9 protein-coding genes are annotated in these 15,809 nt (G+C 49.1%); 7 read left to right on the top strand and 2 right to left on the bottom strand.

The window, feature by feature from the left end; translation table 11 throughout:
* The first annotated feature begins 43 nt into the window (after positions 1-43).
* A complete protein-coding gene (gene gpmI / locus ACYVF1_RS23455; protein WP_461083452.1) occupies positions 44-1,621 on the top strand; it encodes a 2,3-bisphosphoglycerate-independent phosphoglycerate mutase in 1,578 nt (525 codons plus the stop codon).
* A 118-nt stretch (positions 1,622-1,739) separates the two neighbouring features.
* Here the strand turns inward: gpmI and odhB are convergent, their stop codons facing one another.
* Both odhB and ACYVF1_RS23445 read right to left on the bottom strand, forming a co-directional pair.
* A complete protein-coding gene (odhB, locus tag ACYVF1_RS23450) occupies positions 1,740-3,389 on the bottom strand; it encodes a 2-oxoglutarate dehydrogenase complex dihydrolipoyllysine-residue succinyltransferase (RefSeq protein WP_461083450.1) in 1,650 nt (549 codons plus the stop codon).
* Positions 3,390-3,457: 68 nt separating this feature from the next.
* The gene (locus ACYVF1_RS23445; RefSeq protein ID WP_461083448.1) at positions 3,458-6,208 is read right to left on the bottom strand and encodes a 2-oxoglutarate dehydrogenase E1 component; all 2,751 of its coding nucleotides are present in this window, start codon (positions 6,206-6,208) and stop codon (positions 3,458-3,460) included.
* A gap of 346 nt (positions 6,209-6,554) precedes the next feature.
* Between ACYVF1_RS23445 and ACYVF1_RS23440 the strand changes: the two genes are divergently transcribed.
* The 6 genes from ACYVF1_RS23440 to ACYVF1_RS23415 all read left to right on the top strand — a co-directional run bounded on the left by ACYVF1_RS23440 (position 6,555) and on the right by ACYVF1_RS23415 (position 15,657).
* Entirely contained in the window at positions 6,555-9,740 is a 3,186-nt protein-coding gene (locus ACYVF1_RS23440) for a cyclic nucleotide-binding domain-containing protein (RefSeq protein WP_461083446.1), read from the top strand.
* Positions 9,737-11,107 (top strand): sensor histidine kinase, encoded by a 1,371-nt coding sequence (locus ACYVF1_RS23435; protein ID WP_461083444.1) that lies wholly within the window; start codon positions 9,737-9,739, stop codon positions 11,105-11,107. The genes ACYVF1_RS23440 and ACYVF1_RS23435 overlap by 4 nt, the downstream gene beginning before the upstream one ends.
* A 76-nt stretch (positions 11,108-11,183) precedes the next feature.
* Positions 11,184-13,376, top strand: coding sequence for a sensor histidine kinase (locus ACYVF1_RS23430; protein WP_461083442.1), 2,193 nt, complete (start codon positions 11,184-11,186; stop codon positions 13,374-13,376).
* Between the two features lie 307 nt (positions 13,377-13,683).
* Complete coding sequence (locus tag ACYVF1_RS23425; protein WP_461083440.1) at positions 13,684-14,064, top strand: response regulator; 381 nt, start codon at positions 13,684-13,686, stop codon at positions 14,062-14,064.
* A complete protein-coding gene (locus tag ACYVF1_RS23420; protein WP_461083438.1) occupies positions 14,061-15,107 on the top strand; it encodes an adenylate/guanylate cyclase domain-containing protein in 1,047 nt (348 codons plus the stop codon). Before ACYVF1_RS23425 ends, ACYVF1_RS23420 begins: the two co-directional genes overlap by 4 nt.
* A gap of 76 nt (positions 15,108-15,183) precedes the next feature.
* Positions 15,184-15,657: a hypothetical protein gene (locus ACYVF1_RS23415; protein WP_461083436.1), complete on the top strand. Its 474-nt coding sequence runs from the start codon at positions 15,184-15,186 to the stop codon at positions 15,655-15,657.
* Positions 15,658-15,809: the final 152 nt, after the last annotated feature.

The raw sequence follows: 15,809 nt of genomic DNA, 5'->3' as shown, positions 1-15,809 counted from the left end.
TTTCGCTCTTTCGCTCTTTCGCTCTTTCGCTCTTTCACTCTTTATGAACAAAAAAGTAATCCTCATTATTCTCGATGGCTGGGGCATTCCGCTCAAGCCGGAGGTATCCGCTTTAAATGCGGCTCACACGCCCTTTATGGATTCGCTGTACCCAAAATATCCACACAGTACGTTGGAAGCGTCGGGGCTGGCCGTTGGTTTGCCTAAAGGCCAGATGGGTAACTCCGAAGTGGGGCACATGAATCTGGGGGCCGGTCGAGTGGTGTATCAGGATCTGGTGAAAGTCAACAAAGCCGTTGAGGAACACACGCTCGATAAAGAACCCGTGCTGGTCGATGCACTGAACTACGCCAAAGAAAGCAAAAAGAAAGTTCATCTCATTGGCCTGGTTTCCGACGGTGGCGTACATGCCCACATTGACCATGTGAAAGGTTTGCTTTCTATTGCGCATGCGCACGAATTGACTAACGTTTTCGTACATGCTTTTACCGATGGCCGCGATACTGACCCCAAAGGTGGTATTGGGTATATCACCGATCTACAGTCACATATGGCTGCAACAACAGGCCAGATTGCCAGCGTTGTGGGTCGTTACTACGCTATGGACCGCGACAATCGTTGGGAGCGTGTTAAAGTAGCTTACGATGCTATGGTGCAGGGCGTGGGTAAGAAAGTAGCCGCTACCGACGTAACAAAAGCATTACAGGATTCTTACGACGCCAACGTAACAGACGAGTTTGTACAGCCCATCATTGTCGAAAATTCAGACGGTTCGCCTGTAGCTGTTATTGAAGACAATGACGTAGTGCTCTGTTTCAACTTCCGCACCGACCGGGGACGCGAAATCACTCAAGCGCTGACACAGAAAGATTTTCCGGAGCAGGGCATGAAAAAACTCTCGCTCAATTACATCACCATGACCAATTACGACAATGATTTTGTTGGTGTAAAGGTCATTTTCGATAAAGATAATCTGGTCAATACGTTGGGCGAAGTAGTGGCCAGCGTAGGACGGAAGCAAATTCGGATTGCCGAAACTGAAAAATATCCGCACGTTACGTTCTTTTTCTCCGGTGGTCGCGAAGAGCCGTTCGCGGGTGAAAAACGACTTCTTTGTCCATCCCCCAAAGAAATGGTGGTACGTGATGATAAAGGTGTCGAAATGACCATTCCGGTAAAAACGTACGACCAGATTCCCGAAATGTCGGCTTACGACATACGTAACACCATTATTCCAGAGCTGGAAAAAGAGGAAGCTGATTTTATCTGTCTCAACTTTGCCAATACGGACATGGTTGGCCACACAGGTGTGTTCGAAGCCGTTGTGAAAGCTGCCGAAGCTGCCGATAAATGCGCACAAGACGTAACAGAGACGGCCCTTAAACACGGTTATTCAACCATCATCATCGCCGACCATGGTAATGCCGAATACATGATTAACGACGACGGAACGCCAAATACAGCCCATACCACGAATTTGGTTCCGTGCATTCTGGTCGATAACGATTACCACCCTGCTTTAAATGACGGAAAGCTTGCTGACATCGCGCCCACTATTTTAGAACTTATGGGTATACCGCAACCCACTGAAATGGGTGGCGTTAGTTTAATTAAGAAGTAGTCCTTTATGTCGAGTCAGATTTGAGGATCTGATTTTACTAACCGTCTGCTCTATTGTCATATAAAAAGCCGCTCTGGAAATTCCAGAGCGGCTTTTTAGTAACGTACCAAACGCTACGTTACATATCAAATAGAATCCGGGCAGGATCTTCCAGGATTTGTTTAACACGTACCAGGAAGCTAACCGATTCTTTTCCGTCGATAATCCGGTGATCGTAGGAAAGTGCTACGTACATAATCGGACGAATTACGATTTCGCCGTTTACTACAACAGCCCGTTCTACAATGTTGTGCATACCAAGAATGGCCGACTGAGGTGCGTTGATAATCGGCGTTGACAGCATTGACCCGAAGATACCTCCGTTGGTGATCGTAAACGTACCACCCGTCATTTGCTCGATTGTCAGCTTGTTATCACGGGCGAGGCCAGCTAAGCGAACGACTTCTTTCTCGATACCAGCGAAACTCAGTTGTTCGGCATTTCGGATAACGGGCACTACCAGACCGCGATCACTTGATACAGCAATGGAAATATCGCAGAAATCGTTGTAAACGATCTGATCGCCATCAATCTGGGCATTCACACCCGGGAAGTCTTTCAGCGCAATACAAACTGCCTTCGTGAAGAACGACATGAAGCCGAGACCAACGCCGTTTTTCTCCTTAAATTTATCTTTGTATTTGTTCCGCAGATCCATGATCGGCTTCATATCTACCTCGTTGAAGGTAGTCAGCATGGCCGTTTCATTTTTCACAGCCACCAACCGGCGAGCTACCGTCCGACGTAGTGAAGACATTTTTTCACGGCGCTGGTTCCGGCTTCCCGCTGCGGCAGGCGCAGGAGTGGCAGGAGCTGCTTTAGGTGCTGCGGGAACGCTAGGTGTCGATGGTGGAGTAGCTGGCGTTGCAGGAGCCGACGGAGCCGTTTGTGCAGGCGTCGCTTTTATCGCATCCTCTTTCGTAATACGTCCTTCTAGACCCGTTCCCTGCACCTGCTGCGTATCAACTCCTTTCTCAGCCAGAATTTTGGCCGCAGCAGGTGATGCATGATGTGCAGCATACCCGTTCTGGCCATTCGAGGCTGCCGGTTCAGAAGCAGGTGTGCTGGAAGTTGTCGGTTGGGAAGATGGCGTAGCGGGAGTAGACGCAGCCTGCGAAGATGCACCTACTTCAATTTTCGCAATTTGCGCGCCAATGGCCAACGTTTCGCCAGCCTGCGCTACGATACGTAGCGTTCCGGCAGCTTCGGCAGGAAGCTCGAACGTAGCTTTGTCCGATTCAAGCTCGCAGAGAACTTCGTCAAGAGCAACCTGGTCACCGTCTTTCTTATTCCAGGAAGCAATGGTCACTTCGGTAACTGATTCACCAACAGCGGGCACTTTTACGTCAATAACTTGGGTGCTACTGGCGGCTGGCTTAGCTGGTTCAGCCGCTACCGGAGCGGCAGGCGTTGGAGCTGGAGCCGCCGGTTCAGTTGGTTTAGGAGCTTCAGTTTTAGCGGGTGCAGACGCCGGAGCAGGAGCTGACGCACCATCACCTGTCTCAATACTGGCAATCGGAGCACCAATTGGCAATACGTCGCCTTCCTGAGCCAGAATGTGCAGGATACCATCGGCTTCGGCCGTTAATTCAAACGTGGCTTTGTCGGAGTCGAGTCCGCACAGTACCTCGTCCATTTTTACCTGGTCACCTTCTTTTTTGTACCAGGTGCCTACTGTTACTTCAGTGATCGACTCCCCCACAGGAGGAATTTTCATGTCAACGGCCATAGATGTTAGTTCTTAGTCGATAGTCGTCAGTCAATAGAAACTAATAGCTGACGACTATCGACTGTTTTTTATTCAAACGCTCTCCGAACGATATCGGCTTGTTCTTGTGTATGAATTTTGGGATAACCTGTTGCTGGTGATGCCGCAGCTTTACGCGAAATAATCGGCCAGTTCATACCTACACGTAGCAGATACGTCCAGTAGCCCATATTTTCGGGTTCTTCCTGCACCCAGAACACTTCAGCTTTTTTATAATTCGCCAATATCGCTTCCAACTGTGTTTTCGGTAGCGGAGCGAGTTGTTCGATACGTACAATTGCTACGTCGTCGCGCTGATCGGCCTGCTGTTTTTCGAGCAGATCGTAATAAACTTTACCCGTACAGAGAAGAACGCGTTTTACTTTTTTAGCCTGCGCGTAACTGTCATCAATGATTTCCTGGAAAGAACCCTTGGTCAGGTCTTCCAATGGCGAAACACATTTTGGGTGACGTAGCAACGACTTTGGCGACATGATAACCAATGGCTTACGGAACGGCCACGCCAGTTGTCGACGCATAATATGGAACAGGTTAGCGGGCGTCGATACGTTCGCAACCACCATATTATACTCAGCGTAAAGTTGCAGATACCGTTCTGGCCGAGCGTTGGAGTGCTCTGGTCCCTGGCCTTCGTAACCATGTGGCAACAGCAACGTAACGCCGTTCTGAATACCCCATTTCGATTCGGCAGCCGCAATAAACTGGTCGATAATCAACTGAGCACCGTTCGAAAAATCTCCGAATTGCGCTTCCCAGATAACCAGTGCATGGGGGTTCGCCATGGCATAACCATACTCAAAACCAAGCACACCGTACTCCGACAACAGCGAGTTATACACCTGAAACTTCTGCTGGCCTTCACTGATGAAATCGAGCGACGAATACGTAGCATTACTTTCAGCATCGTGCAAAACGGCATGGCGGTGCGAGAACGTACCGCGCTGCACATCCTGACCACTCAATCGAACGGGCCGACCTTCCAGCAAAAGCGATCCATAAGCCAGCAATTCGGCTGTGCCCCAGTTCACGATTTTGGTGTCGTTGAGCATCGTTTTGCGGTCTTTCAGCAGCTTGTCGATCTGCTTCAGCGGCTTAAAGCCCTCTGGCACTTTCACCAGCGCCTGTCCGATCGTTGCCAACGTATCAGCCGCGACACCCGTCTCCGGCGATTTTTCGAAATCATTAGGTTCGCTGAAACGAAGTTCAGCCCAGTCGAGGTCGAGACGTAGCGGTTTATACGGAATCTCCGCTTTTTGCTTCACCCGGTCCAAACGGTCCTGCAATTGCTGCTTAAACTCGGTGTCCATCCGTTGCGCCAGTTCAGCATCCACGTCACCCCGTTTGATGAGCAGGTCTTTGTACAGCTCACGCGGATTGGCGTGTTTATCGATGATGTTGTACATCGTTGGCTGCGTGAACTTCGGCTCATCCGACTCGTTGTGGCCATAACGACGGTAACAAACCATGTCGATAAATACGTCACGGTTGAACTTCTCGCGGAATTCAACGGCCAGTTTAGCACAGAAAATCACGGCTTCCGGATCGTCGCCATTGACGTGGAAAATCGGAGCATCAACAATTTTTGCTACGTCGGAACAATAGATCGACGAACGGGCGTCTTCGAAATCGGTCGTGAAACCAATCTGGTTGTTGATCACAAAATGGACCGTACCGCCGGTTTGATAACCAGCTAGTTTAGCCATTTGCGTCACTTCGTATACGATACCCTGACCCGCCACAGCTGCGTCGCCGTGAATCAGGATTGGTAAAATTTTCTTAAAATCACCGTTATACTCCTCGTCAGCCTGCGCCCGCACGAAGCCTTCCACAACCGGGTTGACCGCTTCTAGGTGCGATGGGTTAGGAGCCAGCTTCACACTGATTTGCTTACCCGATTTGGTTTCGGTCAGGCTCGAATATCCGAGGTGGTATTTTACGTCGCCATCACCATGTACCTGATCCGGTACGTTACCTTCAAACCCATCGAAGATCGATTCGTATGATTTGCCCAGAATATTAGACAGCACGTTCAGCCGGCCGCGGTGAGCCATGCCAATCATGACTTCTTCAACGCCCATGTCGGCTGCCTGACTGATGATCGTATCGAGCGCCGGAATAGTAACTTCGCCACCCTCCAGCGAAAAGCGTTTCTGTCCTAAGTACTTAGTGGCCAGAAAGTTTTCGAAGACGGTCGCTTCGTTCAGTTTTTCGAGGATGCGTTTTTTCTCGTCGAGCGTCGGTTCGAAAACCAGCGCTTCTTTCTCGATTTTATTCCGCAGCCAGTTCTTTACGTCCAGCTCGCGGATGTACATGTATTCGAAACCGATATCGCCCGCGTAAATTTTACGTAACGACTCCATAATCACCCGCAACGTAGCAGGCCCGATACCCAGCAGCTTACCCGACTCAAAAACGGTATCCAGATCAGCGTCAGAAAGCGCATAATCAGGCAGGTCAACACGTGGCTGACGATCTTTACGGTCTTTCAGGGGGTTGGTTTTGGCCAATAAGTGACCACGCGAACGATAGGCTTTTATCAAACTCGCTACCGACACTTCCTTTTCGGCATGCGAAGCATCTACTGGCTTACTGGCAACCGCTTTTCCGTTGCCATTGGTAGGAGCACCGTTGGCTTTTTCACCGTAGGTTAATGAGAATTCGAATCCTTTGAAAAATTGCTGCCAACTTGGGTCAACTGATTGAGGGTCTTGCCTATAAGACTGATAAAGTTGATCCACGTAGGCCGCGTCGGCATTGGCTATATATGAATACTGATCCATGACGGGGGCGCGTCGTTGTTTTGACCTGCAAAGGTAGCGTATCGCCCAAACAGTTTATTGCAAAACGTTCTGTTTTTATTTGCTTTTCTTACAGGAATGACGCCCTTACACGAACAACACCAGAAAGCGCATTTTAGTTGAGTGCTCAAACCTCCGCCCTAAAGTGTGGGAAGTTATAGAGTTATAAGGGTATAGGTCTGTAAAGTTGGTTTCATGTGCCGTAACACTTTATAGCCTTACAACTTCATTACTCTACAACTTCTCAATATAACTTACAAGGCAAAAACGTATCGTCAAGCTAGGCCACTGCTTATATTTGACGATAAATCGTGCGAGTACCCAGTTTATGACCGTTCGCCCTGACTCTACCTATCCGCCTTCTTCGCTCGTACAACGGGGCCAGCGTGCTCTGGGCATCCGACCGGAAGAAGGTCAGACAGTGTGGCTGTTTTTTATTCATAATTTTTTGCTAGGCATTGGCACTATCCTGATCTACGTAGCAGCCAACGCCATCCTGCTCGAAAATCATCCCGAAACCAGTCTGCCCCTCGCCTACGTAGCGTCGGCTGGATCGATGATTTTGGTAGGGCGTATTTACGCTTATTTCGAACATCACCTGGTGCTACGTAAGCTGGCAGTACGGGTGCTGATCGCGGCTGTGGTCATGACCATTGTTGTAGCCATATTGGTGCTGGTAGGGCATTCGGTGGTAGCTGCCGTTGCCATCATGACGGGGTATCGAATTATCTATCTATTAACTAATCTCGAATTCTGGGGCGTATCAGCGGTGGTGTTCGATACGCGGCAGAGTAAGCGACTGTTTGGTGTTATCAGTTCGGGCGATATGCCAGCCAAAGCCGCCGGTGCGATTCTGGCCGCGCTGGTACACGCCCACGCCGACGTACTACGTCTGCTGATTGTGGCGTTTGGCGCATTTTTGGCCGCCCTCTACGTGTTGCACCTGACTATTCAATCGCACGATGTACATGCGCCCCATCAGAGCAATCGAGCGGTGGGAAGGGAGCCATCCCAATTGATTGGAAAGCGGTTTGGCGGGAGCGAACTCGTGTTCTATATGTGCCTTAGTCTGGCGCTGCTGGCTGCTGTGGCAACCGAAATAGAATATAATTTTTTCATTAACGTAAAGCACCGCTTTCATAACCAAACCGATGTCATTCAATACGTTAGCTACGTACTGGCGCTGACGTATGGGCTGGCGATGCTGGCTAAACTGCTGCTATCACGTCAGGCGCTCGACCGGTTTGGGGTCCGACGTTCGCTACTGGTGCTTCCCTGGATGGCGTTGGTTGGGCTGGCTGGCTTAACCGTCATGAATCAGTTTGTCACCAGCGAAACCGTGCTCCTGGTTTACTTCTGCGGGCTTTATCTGGTTTTCGAGGTGATACGTCGTGCTCTGTTCGACCCGGTTTTTCTGGTGCTATTTCAGCCGCTGTTGCCACCCCAGCGTCTTAAAGGGCACACGCTGGCTAAAGGTTTGTACGAACCAATCGGCCTGGGAGTGGCCGGGTTCCTGATTTTTGCCCTACACGCTACGCTCGATTCATGGGTGCCGCTGGTGTGGGTTGGTCTGATGGTCAGCGCTATATGGCTGCTCCGGCAAACGTACCGTAAATACCTGGCCGAACTGAACGACGCCATTGGACGACGATTTCTGGAACGCGATCAGTTAGCCATGCCGACCGCAGCTCAGAAAAGTTTGGTGCATCAATTAAAAAGCACAAACCCGGACGACGTAGTGACGGCGATTGACTGGCTGAGTGTGCATAATCCAGCTGAACTAGCGCAGCAAACGCCTATGCTCCTCAATCATACCAGCGCGAGCGTTCGGGAACGTACCATGCTGGCAGCCGCCCGTCTTGAACATCTTGTACCTAACAAGCAACTGAATCTCATCGCCCTGACCGATACGGAACCCGCGCTACGTCAGCAGGCTGCTTACCTGCTAGGACGTCAAATTAACGTCGAACCCGCCGAATTAGCGCCGTTCCTGCACCATTCTGATTTGCACATTCGCCGGGGAGTTATCAAAGGGATTCTGGAATTGAATCCGCATAATCCTACTGCTCAGCGTGCTCTCACAGAACTAGCTACTGATAAAGACCCTGCTCGTCAGGAAATGGCCTTGAATCTGATTGCTTCGCTCCGTTTAAGCGATCTGGCTCCGCAGGTTAACCATAGTTTGACGAGCTCGAATCCAGACGTAGCAAAAGCCGCCATCCGAGCTGCCGGGCGGTTAGCTAATGCCGAACTTACTACGTATCTGCTCAATCACCTCACCGATAAAACACTGGGCCGGCGTGTGCTCGATGCCTTGAAAGACCGTGGTCCTTCGCTGGTTCCTATGCTCCGAAAACAGGTGCAGCAATCGCCCGAAAATCGATTGTTGCTGGAACGTATCGCGGCTATCTGCGGAGCTATTTTCACACCCGAAAGCCGACTGCTTTTGAACCAGTTGGCGCAAAGTACCGACCTCCGATTGCGGGGAGCTGTGCTACGGGCACTACGTCGGTTTCCGGATGAGCCCAACGATGATGCGATTTTTCGGGCGCTCATGCACGAAGAAATTGCGCTGGCACAACGCTTGTTACACGGTAGCTTAACCAGTCCAGAGTTGGCCGAAACGTTGGATTATGAGTTATCCGTACTGATCCAGCGCTTGTTCGATATTCTCACGCAACTCTATCCGTCCGATACGATCGCGGGCTCTCGGATGGGAATTAGCCATCCCGCACGCGAGCGTCGGGCCAATGCGCTCGAAATGCTTGATAATCTGATTCCCCGAGCAACGTATCAAACATTACAAGTGCTTGTCGATGAATTGCCTCGTTCCGAAAAAATACGTATTCTCGATGCCGAACTAAGCCCATTTGCCGAGCGTGAATCCATCCGGGATTTTATCTTACGTACCGGCGAAACAGTTTTTACGGCCTGGACAATCAGCGTTGTGTTACGTAGTTTGCCTGCCGACGAAGCCCTGGCTGCCCAGGATTCGCTGGCGTTACGCTTTCCTACCTTACCACCTTTGCTCATGAGTCATTCAACTTCATCAGTCGACCAGATTTCGGCCTACGACCGCGTCCTGTTGCTGGCACGTACCAGTCTGTTTTCCCAAACCCCCGACAACGTACTGGCCAGCATTACGCCTATCATGCGGGAAGAAGCCCATTCGGCGGGCGACACGATTTTTCATAAAGGCGATCTGGGGACGGGCATGTACGTAATTTACGCCGGCGAAGTTGCTATTCTGGACGGCGAAACTGAACTGGCCCGATTCAGCCGGGGCGACTTTTTTGGGGAATTGGCCCTGCTCGATACCGAAGCCCGGTCGGCTACCGTCGAAGCCATTACCGATGTCCGACTGCTACGTATCGACCAGGAAGACTTTTACGACCTGATGGAAGAACGTAGTGAAGTGCTACGTAGCATTGTACGGAGTTTGTCGGGCCGTATCCGTCGGCAAAATGAGGTTATTACCCACGGGGCAACCCAGCAAATCAAGCAGGGCGCATGAACTTATCGGATTGGAATTCATACGCAGCCATCGGAACAGCCGCTTTTTTAATCGGTCAGGTTCGAAAGATTCTGGACACGCAGACGCGGTTGCCAAGGTGGGATAATTATTTCAAACAGGTATGGCTTTCAGGGTTCATTCTGATGGCACTCGGCGAAATTTTCCCAGACCCCTGGCGCGTATGGTTCTGGCTCATTGTTTTCGGAGCCGTTGCGTACACCACTCGTCAACTCCGCGAATTACGCACCGCCCGAACTATTCTGATCGCCATTGCGCCCTACGCAATCCTTATTTTCGTCCGCGATGTCATCAAATTTCTGATTCCGAGTTTTTATAAGACCATTTCTGTTTACCTTGAAGCCACCAATTTTTTTGTATTTATCTGGCTGATTACCTTCATTATCATTGCCAGAAATCAGAAAAAAACGCTGGAAATAGACCAGTTGGAGCGAGAGAAGGAAGCCGAGCAACGCCGTATTATTGAAGGGAAAAAGAACGAACTTGAATATCAGGTTTCACTACGTACCGCCGAAATTACAAAGCAGAAAGAGGAGCTGGAAAAAGCACTGATCGATCTAAAAGCCACGCAGAGCCAACTGATTCACAGTGAGAAAATGGCTTCCCTGGGCGAACTGACGGCGGGGATTGCGCACGAAATCCAGAATCCGCTCAACTTCGTCAACAACTTCTCGGAAGTGAGTATCGAACTTATTGACGAACTAGCCGAAGAGCAAGCCAAACCCGAACGCGACGCCGAACTGGAAGCTGATTTACTTTCAGACTTAAAACAGAATCTTCAGAAAATTACGCATCACGGTGGCCGGGCGTCGTCTATTGTGAAAGGGATGCTTCAGCACTCGCGGGCGGGTAATGGGCAACGGGAGCCCACCGATATTAACGCGCTGGCCGATGAATACCTGCGACTGGCCTACCACGGCCTGCGCGCCAAAGACAAAACCTTCAACGCTACCCTCTCCACCGATTTCGACCAATCCCTGGGCACGGTCAGCATCGTGGCGCAAGACCTGGGACGGGTGCTGCTCAACCTGTTCACCAACGCTTTCTACGCCGTTCAGCAACGCCAGAAAAGCCACCCAGAGCCCGGCTATCAGCCCACGGTAGTGGTTAAGACCAGCTGTGCGCACAAGCAGGCCGTCATCCAGGTGAGCGATAACGGCATAGGCATGTCAGATGCGGTCGAGCAGAAGATCTTCCAGCCTTTCTTCACCACCAAGCCCACCGGCCAGGGTACGGGACTGGGTTTGTCGCTGAGTTATGACATCATCACCAAGGGTCACAACGGCACCATCAGTGTGGAGAGTCAGGAGGGGCAGGGCACGACCTTCACCATTACCTTGCCGGCGTAAACACTCTTTTAAAGTATAGAATGTGTACTCATCGTTAAGAAACAGACAGAAGACAGGCGTGGACGTAGTATCAGTCATGAAAAACTGGTTACTCGTTTTTTGTGGCTTTTTTGCTTTTATCCAAGGACTTCAGGCGCAGCAGAATCTGCCCCCAGTGTTTGACATAAAAACTGATACGTCGATGCTGACGCTCGACACAACGTATTTTCAATTGCTGGAAGACCGAACCGGCAATTTATCGTTTGATCAGGTCCGAAGCAGTACGTCCTTTTACCACGATTCATTTTATAACCCAAATCGGCGGTCATATACGTACTGGCTTCGGATGCGGGTCAGAAATACACTGCCTTATACGCTGAATCTCTACCTGTGTGATTTCAGCAGTAGCTACCTGGATTTATACTGGCAGAACGCCAAGCAGCAGTGGATACACGAACGTACGGGTGAACTGGTGCCAAAAAGTCAGTTGACGAAACAATACCAGATCGAACGTAATCGGCTTTTGTTTCGGTTACTTCCCGGCCAGGAAACTACCCTTTATCAACGGGCGGCCAATACTTTTTGGCAGTGGCCACTTCTGTATCTTTCACCCCGATTGCAAACAGAAACGGCTCGCGCCAATGAGTATTACAAGAGAATGCTGCTGGAGGAAAATTGGCAGTTCAATTTTTTAAACGGTCTTACGTTAGGCATTCTGGCGCTGGCCGTTTGTTATAATTTGCTGATTTTTTTCTCGCTAAAAGACCAGGTTTATTTATACTTCAGCATCTGTCTGTTATTCTTCGGGTTAGACCGGAAGTCCCCTCAAATTCAGGAAATTTTATTCAGTGAATACCCACAGCCGTTTATAATAGCTCGTAATCTATTTTTCATTATTTTCTTTATCTTTTTCATTCAGTCGATTCGAAAATTCGTTCAGCCATCCATAAAGTTTCTGAAACTGAATCGAGCGCTTACAGTTGCCCTGATAGTAACCGTTCTGTTCGATATTATTCTTTTGTTTCGGTTCGCTTTTCCAGTTTCGATACTCAGCAATGTTGCTATTATACTTGAGATTTTAATTCGTGTTACCTATATACTACTTACTGCCCTGACAATCAGAATGATGAACAAGGACGTAGTGGATGCCCGTTATGCATTACTGGCCATTACACCATTACTGATTTACTGGCTTTACTCACTGACATCCAGAATTTTAGGCTATTATTTCGGGATCAATTTTCACGTATTCCTAGGAACTTCGTCCGAATATATAGAAGGGTTCTGTTTTACATGGCTAATTATTGTTTTTTCCGCAGCCTTACTCAACCGATATAATTTGGCCCGGAAACAGATCGTTCAGCAGGCCATTGAGAAGGAACAAATCGAAAAAGAGCGGGAAATTGAAAAAAATCGCCTGATTGCCAGCCAGAACGAACTGTTAGAAAAGCAGGTAGAAGAACGTACCCGGCAGTTAAAAGCTTCGCTCGAGAACCTGAAGGCAACTCAAAATCAACTGGTTCAGCGGGAAAAAATGGCCTCACTAGGAGAGCTGACGGCGGGGATTGCGCACGAAATTCAGAACCCGCTCAACTTCGTCAATAACTTCGCGGAAGTGAGTAATGAGCTGGTGGCTGAGTTGCAGGAAGAGCGGACAAAAGGCGCTGATCGAGACGAAGAACTGGAGGGTGATTTGCTCCAGGATTTAAACCAAAATCTCCATAAGATCACTCAGCATGGAAAGCGCGCCAGCAACATCGTAAAAGGCATGCTGGAGCACTCCCGAACGTCGACAGGAGAGCGAGAGCCCACCGACCTCAACGCGCTGGCCGATGAATACCTGCGACTGGCCTACCACGGCCTGCGCGCCAAAGACAAAACCTTCAACGCTACCCTCTCCACCGATTTCGACCAATCCCTGGGCACCGTCAGCATCGTGGCGCAAGACCTGGGACGGGTACTGCTCAACCTGTTCACCAACGCTTTCTACGCCGTTCAGCAACGCCAGAAAAGCCACCCAGAGCCCGGCTATCAGCCCATGGTAGCGGTTAAGACCAGCTGTGAGAAGAATCAGGCCGTCATCCAGGTGAGCGACAACGGCATAGGCATGTCGGATGCGATCGAGCAGAAGATCTTCCAGCCTTTCTTCACCACCAAGCCCACCGGTCAGGGTACGGGACTGGGTTTGTCGTTGAGTTATGACATCATCACCAAGGGTCACAACGGCACCATCAGTGTGGAGAGTCAGGAGGGGCAGGGCACGACCTTCACCGTTACCTTGCCAGCTTAAGCACTACGTAACACATTGATTTTGTTATGTATTGATTACCCACTTACGTAACAACCAAGCCTCGCCGGGTCAAAATTCTTGCCTTCAGATTCGCCACAATTACAATTGATACGTTAGAGGAATTTGCGCAACAAATCTGTCATGAACATGCATTCAACAAAAACGGTCTACCACACTTTTAGAACCCTATGACGACATGCCTGTCCATTCGACGACCGACGCAGCAGTCAGGTACAGCTGGCAAAGTACAGATGTACATAACATCGAAAACTATGTAAATTTTCTATCTTTGGCATCTCCCCAAATAATGATGAAAATACTGGTAGTTGACGACGAAATAGACGTAAAAGACCTCTTTGAGCAACGATTTCGTCGCGAAATCCGCAGCGGTGAATTCGAGCTGGACTTTGCTAATTCTGGCGAAGAAGCCCTAGATTATCTGAACAATCATACGTCGGAAGTCATTTTAATTTTATCCGACATCAATATGCCGGGTATGAGCGGATTTGAACTGCTACGTCATATCCGTGAAGATTTTCAGGAACCCCCACCGCCCGTCGTGATGATGATTACAGCCTACGGCGATGCTGATTCACACGATCAGGCCGTGGAAATGGGGGCCAATGACTTTTTGACCAAACCGCTCGATTTTGCGGTTCTCAAACAAAAACTTCGTGAGGTGGCATGACGGCGAAAATATTGGTGGTTGACGACGAAACTGACCTGGAATTACTCATCAAACAGAAATTCAGGCGGCAGATTCGGGAGAAGGTCTATGATTTTGTATTTGCCCACGACGGCCATGAGGCTCTCGAGACGCTTGAGCAACAGCCTGATATCGACATGGTTTTAACCGATATCAACATGCCAGGTATGGATGGGCTAACGCTATTGGTGAAACTGCACGAAAACAATCCGATGCTGAAAGCGGTGATTGTATCGGCCTATGGCGACATGGACAACATCCGCACGGCCATGAATCGGGGCGCTTTCGATTTCGTGACAAAGCCCGTCAATTTCGAAGATCTGGAGTTGACCATGCAGAAAACGATGGAATACGTAGCACAACTTCGCCAGACGCTGCAGGCTATCAAGGAAAACAACATTTTACGGATGTACGTCGATGAATCGGTGTTGACGTTCATGCAACGGCCCGAGTTCGAGAAAGCCATTTCGGCTAGTGAAGTTGTTGTAGCTACGGTGCTATTTATTGATATCTGCGGCTTCACGGCTATCTCCGAACGCGAGTCGCCTGATACGGTTGTGCGACTCGTGAACCGCTATTTCGACGTAATGGTCAAGGAAATTATTGCCCAGGAAGGACTAGTCGATAAATTCATGGGCGATGCTGTAATGGCCGTTTTCCGGGGTGAATACCACCTCGACCGTGCCATCGAAGCAGCACTGGCAGTACGTACTCAGATTTCGAAACTGGAAGATAATCTGCTGAATAATCTAACGTATCACCCGGAAGTATCGATTGGCATTAACAGTGGCGAAATGGTATCGGGAAACATTGGTTCTACTACGTTACGTCGGTTGGATTACACCGTCATTGGCGACGCTGTAAATACGGCCCAGCGACTCCAATCGGTAGCGCAGCCCGGCCAGATCGTCATTGCCGAATCAGCCCAGCAGCAAATCGCCGAATCTTTCACCTGCGAACGTATTGGCGAAGTGAGTTTAAAAAATAAAGCCGAACCAGTGGTAATTTATAACGTAGTGGGGTGAGGTGCGATGCTGAATATGTGATGTAGATTGTATTTTGTTGGCTCAGTAATTGTTGGAATTTGGAAGGTCAATAAAAATGTCTACAATTATGTCAAATGAGCTAAAAAATCAATCTACTGAGTGGTGTCAAGATAATACGTTGGGCGGAAAAAGCAAAGAATTTTTGTGGAAGCTTGAGCCAGATCACTCACTGTCTATTCAAAGAGACTTCAAAGGAGACAACTTTAAAAAAATATCATTTGATAATCTGCAGGCCATTCAAGATTTTGTACAACAAAATGGATGGACGGTCTTGGCTAATAGCGTTTCAAAACTGCCGGACAAAAAGGAGAAAGAAGGACTAGGCAAATTTCTTTATGAAAATCTAAAGTGGAGTAATACTAATGCTCAGCTTGCTAGTCAATTAGCCGCACTATTTGTCAACGCTGGAATTTGGGCAAGTAACGGTAGACGAAGAGGTATTCAGGTTAAAAATCAGAGTAACAGCTGGTACACTGAGTTGGAAGCATATTACAAGAATGTCATGAGTCGAAGTAAGGAAGATTTCTGAAAGACCTTTCCATTAATTCAAATCCTCATCAAATAAAGTATCCGACATAAAGAGCACATTTCTGCCAGTACCCATCTTGACTCTGGGTTTACCGTCGGGCCGCGAAACAATTATCTTTTTAGTAGCAGTGGATTTGACTATCTGTAATGTGG

Source organism: Spirosoma flavus (genome assembly GCF_054778555.1).
The sequence above is the reverse complement of the archived record's forward strand: the minus strand, read 5'-3'. Positions and strand labels throughout refer to the sequence as shown.

What these genes read in the sequence shown, in the direction of transcription:
- ACYVF1_RS23435 (WP_461083444.1), top strand. Translation starts at nt 9,737, where the DNA reads ATGAACTTATCGGATTGGAATTCATACGCAGCCATCGGAACAGCCGCT.
- ACYVF1_RS23415 (WP_461083436.1), top strand. Translation starts at nt 15,184, where the DNA reads ATGTCTACAATTATGTCAAATGAGCTAAAAAATCAATCTACTGAGTGG.
- ACYVF1_RS23440 (WP_461083446.1), top strand. Translation starts at nt 6,555, where the DNA reads ATGACCGTTCGCCCTGACTCTACCTATCCGCCTTCTTCGCTCGTACAA.
- ACYVF1_RS23445 (WP_461083448.1), bottom strand. Translation starts at nt 6,208, where the DNA reads ATGGATCAGTATTCATATATAGCCAATGCCGACGCGGCCTACGTGGAT.
- ACYVF1_RS23430 (WP_461083442.1), top strand. Translation starts at nt 11,184, where the DNA reads ATGAAAAACTGGTTACTCGTTTTTTGTGGCTTTTTTGCTTTTATCCAA.
- odhB (WP_461083450.1), bottom strand. Translation starts at nt 3,389, where the DNA reads ATGGCCGTTGACATGAAAATTCCTCCTGTGGGGGAGTCGATCACTGAA.
- gpmI (WP_461083452.1), top strand. Translation starts at nt 44, where the DNA reads ATGAACAAAAAAGTAATCCTCATTATTCTCGATGGCTGGGGCATTCCG.
- ACYVF1_RS23425 (WP_461083440.1), top strand. Translation starts at nt 13,684, where the DNA reads ATGATGAAAATACTGGTAGTTGACGACGAAATAGACGTAAAAGACCTC.
- ACYVF1_RS23420 (WP_461083438.1), top strand. Translation starts at nt 14,061, where the DNA reads ATGACGGCGAAAATATTGGTGGTTGACGACGAAACTGACCTGGAATTA.